The sequence below is a fragment of the Pseudomonas sp. FYR_7 genome, assembly GCF_043106155.1.
Taxonomy (GTDB): Bacteria; Pseudomonadota; Gammaproteobacteria; order Pseudomonadales; family Pseudomonadaceae; genus Aquipseudomonas; species Aquipseudomonas parafulva_B.
Genome location: NZ_JBICMI010000022.1, coordinates 69229 through 80792 on the forward strand (window position 1 = coordinate 69229; position 11564 = coordinate 80792).

Consider the following 11564-nt stretch of genomic DNA (forward strand, 5'->3'; position numbering starts at 1 on the left):
GTCAGGCCGACGCTGCGTCGTAGAACAACGCGTCGTTGCGCTGCTCGACCAGCGCCTGCTCGATCGCAGCCTGGTGCACTTCGTCGGCGTGCTCTTCACGGGCTTCAGGCTGGATCCCCAGGCGTGCGAACAGCTGCATGTCCTTGTCGGCCTGGGGGTTGGCCGTTGTCAGCAACTTTTCACCGTAGAAGATCGAGTTGGCACCGGCCAGGAAGGCCAAGGCCTGCATTTGTTCGTTCATCTGCTCACGGCCTGCCGAAAGGCGCACGTGCGACTTGGGCATGAGGATACGGGCCACCGCCAGCATGCGGATGAAGTCGAACGGATCGACGTCGGCCTCATCGGCCAGCGGCGTACCGGCCACCTTGACCAACATGTTGATCGGCACGGACTCCGGATGCTCGGGCAGGTTGGCCAGTTGGATCAGCAGGCCTGCGCGGTCATCGAGTGTCTCGCCCATGCCGAGGATGCCGCCAGAGCAGATTTTCATGCCGGCATCGCGCACATAGGCCAGGGTCTGCAAGCGCTCGGCGTAGGTGCGAGTGGTGATGATGCTGCCGTAGAACTCGGGGGAGGTATCGAGGTTGTGGTTGTAATAGTCCAGGCCCGCCTGGGCCAGCGCCTGGGTCTGTTCCTGGTCGAGCTTGCCGAGGGTCATGCAGGTTTCCAGGCCCATGGCTTTGACACCTTTGACCATCTCCAGCACATAGGGCATGTCCTTGGCCGAAGGGTGCTTCCACGCAGCGCCCATGCAAAAGCGCGTAGAACCAATCGCCTTGGCGCGCGCGGCCTCCTCGAGCACCTTATGCACCTCCATCAGCTTCTGCTTTTCCAGGCCGGTGTTGTAGTGGCCGGACTGCGGGCAGTACTTGCAGTCTTCGGGGCAGGCACCGGTCTTGATTGACAGCAACGTGGAGACTTGCACCCGGTTGGCATCGAAATGCGCACGGTGTACGGCCTGTGCGTTGAAGATCAGGTCGTTGAACGGCTGTTGGAACAGCGCCTTGACCTCGGCCAGGGACCAGTCGTGACGTGTTGTTGCAGTTGTGCTGGCGCTCATCGGCGTTTCCTTGTTTAGGCTCTAGCAGGCGCCGGGCAAGGAGAACGCCCGCGCTTCACGGATAGCCGAAATAGTCAGGGAAGGCCCATGAACTGTCAACTTAAGCTTAAAAGACTGGTTTACAAATGGTCAGTAATTAACCAAACATGTGGTTTATGCAATGCACCTGCGTTGCAACCTTACGCACTGTGCGAGCCATGTGAACAACAATTGCCCTGGCTGGATGATGACCACTGCATACGCTGCGCCCTGCCTCTGGCCATGGCAGGCATGGAGTGCGGGCAGTGCAACCGCAGGCCGCCAGCATTCGAACGGGTGCTTGCACCCTGGCATTTCACCTTTCCGGTGGACACCCTGATCAGTCGATTCAAGCACAACCGCCAGTGGCCGCTGGGACGCCTGATGGCTGAGATTGCCGGTCATGCATTGAGCCATCACTACGCCGAAGACCTGCCCCGTCCCGACGTGCTGGTTCCCGTACCCATGGCACAGCGCCGGCTGCGCGAACGGGGATTCAACCAGGCCGCGATGCTGGCGCGTTGGTGGTCCAGGCAATTGGCAGTGCCCTGCGTCGAACATCTGCTGGTACGCACCCGCCACACCACGGCCCAACAGCATTTGAGCGCCAAGGCTCGATGGCGCAACCTGCGCCAGGCGTTCGCCGTGTGCGATGGCCTGCACGGCCAACATGTCGCGCTCGTCGACGATGTACTGACCACCGGTGCGACGGCGCAGGCTATTGCACAGGTCCTGCGCAAGGCAGGTGCCGCACGTGTGGACGTCTATTGCCTGGCACGTACACCCAAGCCCGGCCATGCATAGCCTGCAGACCAGTGATGGCGACGCAGTGGTACGCTACGCCCACCCCGTACACTGGCCCATCACCGAACCGGTCGGATCCCCATGCCCCTACCTGTCCCACTGACCCACCACATTACCTGCCGACCACAGCGCGTGGCCCTCTTGCAGCATATTGCCGAGCAGGGTTCCATTACCCGCGCCGCCAAGGCTGCCGGCATGAGCTACAAGGCTGCCTGGGATGCCATCGATGAACTCAACAACCTGGCCAGCAGCCCCCTGGTGGAGCGCAGCACTGGTGGTCGCGGTGGCGGGGGGGCACGCCTGTCTGCCGAAGGCGAACGGGTGCTGCGGCTGTATCAGCGTCTGCAAGCCCTGCAGGCTCAGTTACTCGAAGCCACCGATGATGTGAGCGACCTTGACCTGCTCGGTCGCCTGATGCTGCGCACCAGCGCCCGAAACCAGCTGCAAGGGCAGGTCAGCGACCTGCATCGCGTGGGATGGCATGACCGAGTTGGGCTCGCACTAAGTGGGGGGTTACAGATCCAAGCCTTGATTACCCACGACAGCACCGAGCGCCTTGGGCTAACCCTGGGCACGACGGTGGTGGCCTTGCTCAAGGCAGGCTGGGTGCGCCTGCTGGGCCACAGCGACCAGGCGGATCAACAGCACAATTGCCTGCAGGTGACCGTGGACGCGCTTCTCACGGGCACCGACGGCCCCCACGAAGTGCGCCTTGCGCTTGGCAATGGTCAGATCCTGTGCGCCTTCGCCGAACCGGCCTGGCTGGCAGAGCACCAGGTGACAGTGGGTAGCGCCCTGCGTGTGCAGTTCTCTGCCGCTGATGTGGTGATTGGCATCCCGGCCTGACCTGTCGCGGCCCTGGCAAATGGCCGAGTGCCCTGCGGCGCCTGGCTGGCCAACGCGGTAACATGAGGACCACGCTGCCTACCGCCGGAGTCATCATGTCCCACCCGTTCGCCACACTTACCCCCGACTTGGTGCTCGACGCCGTGGAATCCCTGGGGTTTCTCAGCGATGCGCGGGTATTGGCGCTCAACAGCTATGAAAACCGCGTTTACCAGGTGGGTATCGAGGGCGAGCAGCCCTTGATCGCCAAGTTCTACCGGCCCGGACGCTGGAGCGATGCAGCCATCGTCGAGGAGCACCGCTTCACGGCCGAACTGGCCGCCTGCGAAGTGCCGGTGGTAGCGCCCCTGCAGCATCAAGGCAACACGCTGTTCGAACACGGTGGCTTTCGCTTTACGCTGTTTCCGCGACGTGGTGGCCATGCCCCGGAACCCGGCAACCTCGACCAGCTGTACCGCCTTGGCCAGTTGATCGGTCGTCTGCATGCCGTGGCTGCCAGCAGACCGTTCGAACACCGGGAGGCGCTGGCTGTGGATAACTTCGGGCATGACTCGCTGGATACACTGCTCAAGGGCGATTTCGTTCCCCGAGAATTGCTGCCCGCATTCGAATCGGTTGCGCGCGATGTGCTGGCACGCGTGGAAGCCGCCTATGCCCGCACCCCGCACCAGACCATCCGCCTGCACGGTGACCTGCACCCGGGCAACCTGATGCACCGCGACGAGATCTACCATGTAGTTGACCTGGACGACTGCCGCATGGGCCCTGCGGTGCAGGACCTGTGGATGCTGCTGGCGGGCAATCGGGATGAGCGTCAGGGCCAGCTGGCCGAATTGGTTGAGGGCTACAACGAATTTCACGACTTCGACCCGCGCGAGCTGGCGTTGATCGAGCCGCTGCGTGCCCTGCGTCAACTGCACTACAGTGCCTGGCTGGCGCGTCGCTGGGATGACCCGGCATTCCCACCCAGCTTCCCCTGGTTTGGTCAGCCGCGGTACTGGGGCGATCAGATTCTGGCGCTGCGTGAGCAAATGGCCGCCCTCGATGAGGCCCCACTCAAGTTGTTCTAGATCGACCGTCGGCTCTGTCTACAATAACTGCCGTTAATCAGCATCTTAAGCAAGGACTCTGCATGCACGCTGCAAACCCGCGTCGCGGGTATCTCCTGGGCCTGAGCGCCTACATCATCTGGGGCCTGTTCCCCCTGTACTTCAAAGCCATCCAGAGCGTGCCCGCCGTGGAGATCATCGTCCACCGTGTGCTGTGGTCAGCACTGTTCGGCTCGGTACTGCTCGCCTTCTGGAAGCACCCCGGCTGGTGGCGTGACCTGCGCGACAACCCGCGGCGCCTGGCCATCCTGGCGTTGAGCGGCACATTGATCGCAGCCAATTGGCTGACGTATGTCTGGTCGGTGAACAATGGACGCATGCTCGAGGCCAGCCTTGGCTACTACATCAACCCGCTGATCAACGTCCTGCTCGGCATGCTCATCCTCGGCGAGCGACTGCGTCGCCTGCAGTGGCTGGCGGTCGGCCTGGCCGCGCTCGGCGTGATGCAACAGGTCTGGCAAGTGGGCAGCTTGCCCTGGGTATCCTTGGCACTGGCGCTGACCTTCGGGTTTTACGGGCTGATTCGCAAACAAGCCCCCGTGGCGGCCCTACCCGGACTGGTGGTCGAGACCTGGATGCTGGTACCGCTGGCGCTTGGCTGGCTGCTGCTGCACCCCGCCGCCATGAGCGCGCAAGGCACGTTCTACACCACAAGCGAGGCCTTGTGGCTCATGGCTGCAGGCCCTGTGACGCTGGTGCCGCTGGTGTGCTTTAACGCTGCCGCACGGCACCTGCCTTACACCACGCTGGGCTTTCTGCAGTACCTGGCACCAACGCTGGTCTTGCTCCAGGCCATATGGCTGTTCGACGAGCATCTGTCCCCAAGCACGCTCACGGCATTCATGTTCATCTGGGCGGGGCTGGCGCTGTACAGCGTCGATGCGTGGTGGAGTTTGCGTAAAAGCCGCTGATCAAAAAATGATCATGTCTCTGTATACCTTGATTTCCAAAGGCTGCAGAGACATCTCCAGAGCTTATCCACACCCTCTTCCCCGTCGTTTGTGAACAACCCCCTCTGCATTGATCAATTTTCGATCAAATCTCCGCAGCCCTTGCAGGCCGGGCGCTCGGGCGCGATAGCCCCAGCTTATCCACAAGGCCGTCCCCTTTAAATAGGGATAACCCCTGCAAGCTTTACTGCAAGCGCGATCGGCATTCACTCATCCGCGCGTAGTCGCAACTCCACCATCAAGTCATCGGCCAGGGCCTCCAAACGTTGCTGCAGTTGCTCCAGAGGAAGGGACGCGGGCACTGCCAGAAGGGCCTCGGCATGGAACAGCGGTTCGTTGCTCATCGGTGCCGGACGTACCTGCGTGGCGATCCGTTCGACGTTCACGTTCAGCTCGGCCAGCACACGGGTGATATCGCGCACGATCCCTGGCCGGTCGTTACCAACCAGGTCCATGCCAAAGGGTTTGGATGCATGGGTAGGCTCGCCGCCACTTTCTGCCAATTGCACGCGAATGCCGTGTGCGGACAATGCCCCAAGCGCGTCTACCAACGCGTCATACCGATCCGCCGGCACTGCTACCCGCAGGATGCCGGCAAATTGCCCAGCCATGCGCGACATGCTGCTTTCCAGCCAATTGCCCTCGAAATCAGCGATGCACTGGGCGATCCGCTCGACTTGGCCAGCCTTGTCCGGGGCGATCGCGGTAAGCACAAGATGTTCCACGGGATGTTCCTCGAGTGGGGTTCAGGCCCTGCAGGGGCCGGGGTGTCGCCACAGTATAGGCACGGCGCGTCAACCTGCCGCAGGGCAATCTGACTTATAAATCGTGTACTGTTTTTAGATTTATCTGGAACAATCACTCCGTTTTTTGCGAACATGGCGTTTCCTTGCATGATCTTGTGCGACCAACAGGTCGCCTGACGCCGCTTTTAGTCTGATAGTGCCCAGCCGGCTGCTTCATGTAGTATCCGTGGGCGCGGACTACACAACGTCGTTTGAAGGTCTGTCGAGGCGCCTGTGAAGAATGCACGCTGCTTGCCGTCAGGCAGGCAAACCGCACCCAGCCGCGTCCGGGCTCCTACCGGAGGCATGCACTGGTGCCGTGCGAGGAGAAGCGCTACAGGCTCAATACAAAAGAGCGAAATAGCTGAGCAGAGTGAGGCAAGCAATGACTGGATACGTTCAAGTCGGTGGCCTTCAGGTCGCCAAGGTCCTGTACGACTTCGTGAACAACGAAGCCATCCCCGGAACCGGCATCGTCGCCGAGCAGTTCTGGGCAGGTGCTGAAAAGATCATCAACGACCTCGCTCCAAAGAACAAAGCCCTCCTCGCCAAGCGCGACGAGCTGCAAGCCCAGATCGACGCCTGGCATCAGGCCCGCAAAGGCCAGGCCCACGACGCCCCGGCTTACAAGGCTTTCCTTCAGGAAATCGGTTACCTGCTGCCACAAGCCGACGATTTCCAGGCCACCACGCAAAATGTGGACGAAGAAATCGCCCACATGGCCGGTCCGCAGTTGGTGGTACCGGTCATGAACGCACGCTTTGCCCTGAACGCCGCCAATGCCCGCTGGGGCTCGCTATACGACGCGCTTTACGGCACCGACGCCATCAGCGACGAAGGCGGTGCCGAGAAGGGGCAAGGCTACAACAAGGTACGTGGCGACAAAGTGATCGCTTTCGCCCGTGCCTTCCTCGATGAAGCGGCACCGCTGGCGGCAGGTTCGCACGTCGATTCCACGGCTTATCGCATCGAGGCCGGCCAGTTGGTCGTCACCCTCAAAGGCGGTAGCAACACCGGCCTGCGCGACGATGCCCAACTGGTTGGGTTCCACGGCGACAGCAACGCCCCGACTGCCGTGTTGCTCAAGCACAACGGCCTGCACTTCGAAATCCAGATCGATGCCAGTACCCCGGTGGGCAGCACCGATGCTGCAGGCGTCAAGGACATCCTGATGGAATCGGCACTGACCACCATCATGGACTGCGAAGACTCCGTGGCGGCAGTCGATGCCGACGACAAGGTGATCGTGTATCGCAATTGGCTGGGGCTGATGAAAGGTGACCTGGCCGAAAGCGTCAGCAAAGGCGGCAAGACGTTCACCCGCACCATGAACCCTGATCGCGAGTACGCAGCGCCCAACGGGGGCAGCGTCACCCTGCATGGTCGCTCGCTGCTGTTCGTGCGCAACGTGGGTCACCTGATGACCAACCCGGCCATCCTCGACGCCCAAGGCAACGAAGTCCCGGAAGGTATCCAGGACGGTCTGTTCACCAACCTCATGGCGCTGCACAACCTCAACGGCACCACTAGCCGTCGCAACACCCGTACCGGCAGTGTGTACATCGTCAAGCCGAAGATGCATGGCCCGGAAGAAGTGGCGTTCGCCGCCGAGATATTCAGCCGGGTCGAAGACCTGCTGGGCATGAAGCGCAATACCGTCAAAGTCGGCATCATGGACGAGGAGCGCCGCACAACGGTCAACCTCAAATCCTGCATCAAGGCCGCTGCCGAGCGCGTGGTGTTCATCAATACGGGCTTCCTCGACCGCACTGGCGACGAAATCCATACCTCCATGGAGGCAGGCCCGGTGGTGCGCAAAGGCGCCATGAAAAACGAGAAGTGGATCGGCGCCTATGAAAACAACAACGTCGATGTAGGCCTTGCCACCGGCCTGCAAGGGCGTGCGCAGATCGGCAAGGGCATGTGGGCCATGCCCGACCTGATGGCCGCCATGCTGGAGCAGAAGATCGCTCACCCGCTGGCCGGTGCCAATACCGCGTGGGTGCCTTCCCCAACGGCCGCCACCCTGCACGCCCTGCATTACCACAAGGTGGACGTGCAGGCGCGCCAGCGCGAGCTGGCTTCGCGCACACCGGCTTCGGTCGATGACATCCTGGCCATTCCGCTGGCGACCAACCCCAACTGGTCGGACGAGGAAATCCGCAACGAGCTGGACAACAATGCCCAGGGCATCCTGGGCTATGTGGTTCGCTGGATCGACCAGGGCGTGGGTTGCTCTAAGGTGCCCGACATCAACAACGTGGGGCTGATGGAGGACCGTGCCACCTTGCGCATTTCTGCCCAGTTGCTGGCCAACTGGCTGCGCCATGGCGTAGTTAGCCAGGAGCAGGTGCTCGAAAGCCTCAAGCGCATGGCGGCGGTGGTCGACAAGCAGAACGCCAGCGACCCGCTGTATCGCCCGATGGCGGGCAACTTCGACGACAACGTTGCCTTCCAGGCGGCAGTCGAGCTGGTACTCGAAGGCGCCAAGCAACCCAACGGCTATACCGAGCCTGTGCTGCATCGCCGTCGCCGTGAGTTCAAGGCACGCAACGGACTTTGAACGACCGGTGGGTAAAGTGAGCTGCTTGCAGCGTTGATCGGCGGGGCCTTAGGGCCCCGCTTGCGCGTCAGGCCATCTTCAGTTCGCGCTTCACCAGTTCGAGCAGCTTCGTGAGGTCCACGGGCTTCAACAGAAAGTCCACAACCCCCAGGTGCATGACATCAACGGCCTCTTTCACATCGGTATCGCCTGATACCACGATGATCGAAAGCGCGGCCCGGTCCGCCTCCGGCATCTCGCGCACCTTGTGGATAAGGGACAGCCCATCCTCGGGCTGCATCCGCAGATCGGTGATCATCAGCGCGATTCGAGGTTCGTAATGAAGCTTGAACAGCGCCTCCTGGGCGCCATCGGCCGTCATGCCGTCGATACCCTTGCTTTTGAGGTACAACATCAAGGCTTCGCTATTGACCGGATTGTCGTCGACCACGAGCACCACCGGCCGGGCAGGCGGTGGCGCGCTCACAGCAGCCAGTGCCGCGCGCTCTGCGTCGCTCAAAATGTCGGTGTGCTCAGACATGGTCGTCTCGTATCCATTCGCTCTACAGGTAAGACCGCGGATTTTCCGACACCCGATTTACCTTTCGTCGGATCATTGACGTGGTCGCGCCCTAGACTTACGTCCAATGGGCACCAAGCCCCTGCAGGCCGACCATGAACGCCGAAAACAACAAAGCCGGCCCTATAGATAGATATATATAGTTCGGCGTAGCGATACGGTCAGGTCGATGAGCAAAAAAGACGCCTACCAGCAAGCGGGTAGAACTGCGGTGCTGCAGAACATTCAGGGCACCCTGCAATTCCTCCAACGCTTTGCACCCTTCAATCAGATGGAGCAGAGCCATCTGGCCTATCTGGTCGAGCAGTGCCAGCTGCGCTTCTACGCCAGCGGCGAAAGCATCATCAAGCCAAGCGACGGGCCGGTTGAGCATTTCTACATCGTCAAGCAGGGCCGCGTCGTCGGTGAACGGCAGCACCTGGTCAAACCGGGGGTTGAGACCACGTTCGAGATTACCCATGGCGAGTGTTTTCCATTGGCGGCCCTGCTCGGCGAGCGAGCCACGCGTACGGAGCACCTGGCCGGTGACGACACCTTCTGCCTGCAACTGAACAAAGCGGCATTCATCCGCGTCTTTTCCCTCTCCGAGGTGTTCCGCGATTTCGCCTTGCGAGGGGTCAGCAGCCTGCTGGACCAAGTCAACCAACAAGTCCGTCAGCAGGCGGTGCAGACCCTGGGCACCCAGTACTCCCTGAATACACCGCTGGGCGAACTGGCCATGCGTCATCCCGTGGTCTGCGCCCCTGAGACTCCGCTGCGCGAAGCCGTAAGGCTGATGCATGAGCAGCAGGTTGGCTCGATCGTGATCGTCGATGGGCAGCGCCAGCCCACGGGCATTTTCACCTTGCGCGACCTGCGCCAGGTGGTGGCCGCAGCCGATGCCGACCTGGGTGCACCCGTGGCGCGGCACATGACCGCCGCACCGTTCTACCTGAGCCCCCAGGCAAGTGCCTTCGATGCCGCCATGGCAATGACCGAGCGGCACATCGCGCACGTCTGCCTGGTGGAGAACCGGCGATTATGTGGGGTGGTGTCCGAGCGCGATCTGTTTTCCCTGCAGCGGGTAGACCTTGTTCACTTGGCACGCACCATTCGTCATGCACCGCGCCTGGACACCCTCGTTTCCCTGCGAGGCGAAATCAGCCAGTTGGTCGAGCGCATGCTCGCACACGGTGCTTCCTCTACACAGATCACCCAAATCATCACCTTGCTCAACGACCACACGGTGCGCCGAGTCATCGAACTGGCGCTGGCAGAGCGTGGCGATCCGGGGGTGCCATTCAGTTGGCTCTGTTTTGGCAGTGAGGGGCGGCGCGAGCAGACCCTGCACACCGACCAGGATAACGGCATCCTCTTCGACGCGGCCGATGACAGCGAAGCCCAGGCCATTCGGGCGCGGTTGCTACCGTTGGCGCAGTACATCAACCAATGCCTGGCGCAGTGCGGTTTTACGCTGTGCAAGGGCAATGTCATGGCCGGCAACCCTGCGCTGTGCCTGTCGCACAGTGAGTGGTCACGGCGCTTTGCCGGCTTCGTGCGTGAGGCCAGCCCGGAAAACCTCCTGGGCTCGAGCATTTACTTCGACCTGCGGGTGGTTTGGGGCGATGAGCACACCTGCGAGGCGTTGCGCAGCACATTGCTGAAGCAGATAGCCGACAACCGTATCTTCCAACGCATGCTGGCTGACAACGCCCTGCGCCAACGCCCGCCTGTGGGCCGTCTGCGCGACTTCGTGCTGACCCGCCAGGGCACTGACAAGGCTGGCACGCTAGACCTCAAGGTTCAGGGCCTGACGCCCTTCGTCGACGCCGCACGTGTGCTGGCGCTGGCTCACGGGATCGGCGCCTGCAATACCCTGGAGCGCATTCGCCAACTGGTGGGCAAGGGCGTGATCGACCCACTGGACGGCGCCGCATACGAAGAGGCGTACCATTTCATCCAACAGACCCGCATGCAGCAACATCAACGCCAGGCACGCGAGCACCTGGCCTACTCCAACCGCCTGGACCCAGATAGCCTCAATCACCTGGACCGGCGCATCTTGCGCGAGTCCCTGCGCCAGGCTCAGCGGTTGCAAAGCAGCCTGGCCATGCGGTACCAGCTGTGAGCTTGTTCGCATGGCTGCGTCCCCATGCTCCGCAGCTAGCGCTTTCGCAGCGTGAACGCCTGGCGGCCTTGCCTGCACCCACTGCGCTTGGCACCTGCACCCTGCGCGAGCAGCGCTGGGTGGTGCTTGACCTGGAAACCAGCGGCCTGAACACCAACCGCGATCAAGTGCTGTCCATAGGCGCAGTGGCTATCGAGGACGGGGCGCTGGACTTCTCGCAGCAGTTCGAGCGAACCCTGTACCGACCTGAGCAGAAAACCAACCCCAGCGTCCTGATACATGGCCTGGGCCCAAGCGCTCTGGCAGCGGGCTGCGACCCAGGGCACGCACTGCTTGACCTGCTCGAGTTCATTGGCACCAGCCCGGTACTGGCATTCCACGCGCCATTCGACGAACGCATGCTTGCACGGGCCCTCAAACAGAGCCTGGGTTATCGTCTGCAAATACCCTTCCTAGATGTGGCCGAGATGGCACCCATGCTCAATCCCGACACGGTGTTGCGAGAGGCCGGGCTCGATGACTGGGTGGCGCGTTTCGGGCTGCAGGTACAGGCGCGTCATCACGCCAGCGCCGACGCACAGGTGACCGCCGAGCTGGCGTTGATTCTGCTGAGCCAGGCGCGCCGCCAGCACATCCAGAGCCCGGCGCAACTTGAGCAATGCCTACACAACTGGCGACGCCGGATGGCCCAGCGCCACGGCCTATAGGCAACGGGGGCGTGGTCTGGCAGCCGCGCCTTACTGCGTAATGGCAGTAGCGGGTT

At 62.0% G+C, this 11564-nt stretch carries 10 protein-coding genes; 7 read left to right on the forward strand and 3 right to left on the reverse strand.

Annotation, left to right across the window (positions count from 1 at the left end; genetic code table 11):
* Window position 1: 1 nt before the first annotated feature.
* Window positions 2-1060 (reverse strand): biotin synthase BioB, encoded by a 1059-nt coding sequence (bioB, locus tag ACF8R3_RS05830; protein WP_392475068.1) that lies wholly within the window; start codon window positions 1058-1060, stop codon window positions 2-4.
* Window positions 1061-1147: 87 nt separating this feature from the next.
* Between bioB and ACF8R3_RS05835 the strand changes: the two genes are divergently transcribed.
* From ACF8R3_RS05835 to rarD, 4 genes are all read left to right on the forward strand, one after another.
* Window positions 1148-1882, forward strand: a complete 735-nt coding sequence (locus ACF8R3_RS05835) for a ComF family protein (RefSeq protein WP_196141937.1) — start codon at window positions 1148-1150, stop codon at window positions 1880-1882.
* 81 nt (window positions 1883-1963) lie between these two features.
* Complete coding sequence (locus ACF8R3_RS05840; RefSeq protein ID WP_058639105.1) at window positions 1964-2728, forward strand: TOBE domain-containing protein; 765 nt, start codon at window positions 1964-1966, stop codon at window positions 2726-2728.
* Between the two features lie 95 nt (window positions 2729-2823).
* Window positions 2824-3798: a serine/threonine protein kinase gene (locus ACF8R3_RS05845; RefSeq protein WP_078479242.1), complete on the forward strand. Its 975-nt coding sequence runs from the start codon at window positions 2824-2826 to the stop codon at window positions 3796-3798.
* A 62-nt stretch (window positions 3799-3860) separates the two neighbouring features.
* Complete coding sequence (gene rarD / locus ACF8R3_RS05850) at window positions 3861-4748, forward strand: EamA family transporter RarD (protein WP_078479243.1); 888 nt, start codon at window positions 3861-3863, stop codon at window positions 4746-4748.
* Between the two features lie 245 nt (window positions 4749-4993).
* On the opposite strand, the gene ACF8R3_RS05855 is transcribed toward rarD, so the two are convergent.
* A complete protein-coding gene (locus ACF8R3_RS05855; RefSeq protein WP_058639085.1) occupies window positions 4994-5512 on the reverse strand; it encodes a glycine cleavage system protein R in 519 nt (172 codons plus the stop codon).
* Between the two features lie 445 nt (window positions 5513-5957).
* Here ACF8R3_RS05855 and ACF8R3_RS05860 point away from each other — a divergent pair, with 445 nt between their 5' ends.
* The gene (locus ACF8R3_RS05860) at window positions 5958-8135 is read left to right on the forward strand and encodes a malate synthase G (RefSeq protein ID WP_144964016.1); all 2178 of its coding nucleotides are present in this window, start codon (window positions 5958-5960) and stop codon (window positions 8133-8135) included.
* A gap of 67 nt (window positions 8136-8202) precedes the next feature.
* On the opposite strand, the gene ACF8R3_RS05865 is transcribed toward ACF8R3_RS05860, so the two are convergent.
* Entirely contained in the window at window positions 8203-8655 is a 453-nt protein-coding gene (locus ACF8R3_RS05865; RefSeq protein ID WP_058603000.1) for a response regulator, read from the reverse strand.
* A gap of 208 nt (window positions 8656-8863) precedes the next feature.
* Between ACF8R3_RS05865 and ACF8R3_RS05870 the strand changes: the two genes are divergently transcribed.
* Complete coding sequence (locus ACF8R3_RS05870) at window positions 8864-10801, forward strand: DUF294 nucleotidyltransferase-like domain-containing protein (protein WP_392515192.1); 1938 nt, start codon at window positions 8864-8866, stop codon at window positions 10799-10801.
* Window positions 10798-11508 (forward strand): PolC-type DNA polymerase III, encoded by a 711-nt coding sequence (locus tag ACF8R3_RS05875; RefSeq protein WP_058602998.1) that lies wholly within the window; start codon window positions 10798-10800, stop codon window positions 11506-11508. The genes ACF8R3_RS05870 and ACF8R3_RS05875 overlap by 4 nt, the downstream gene beginning before the upstream one ends.
* The last annotated feature ends 56 nt before the right edge of the window (window positions 11509-11564 follow it).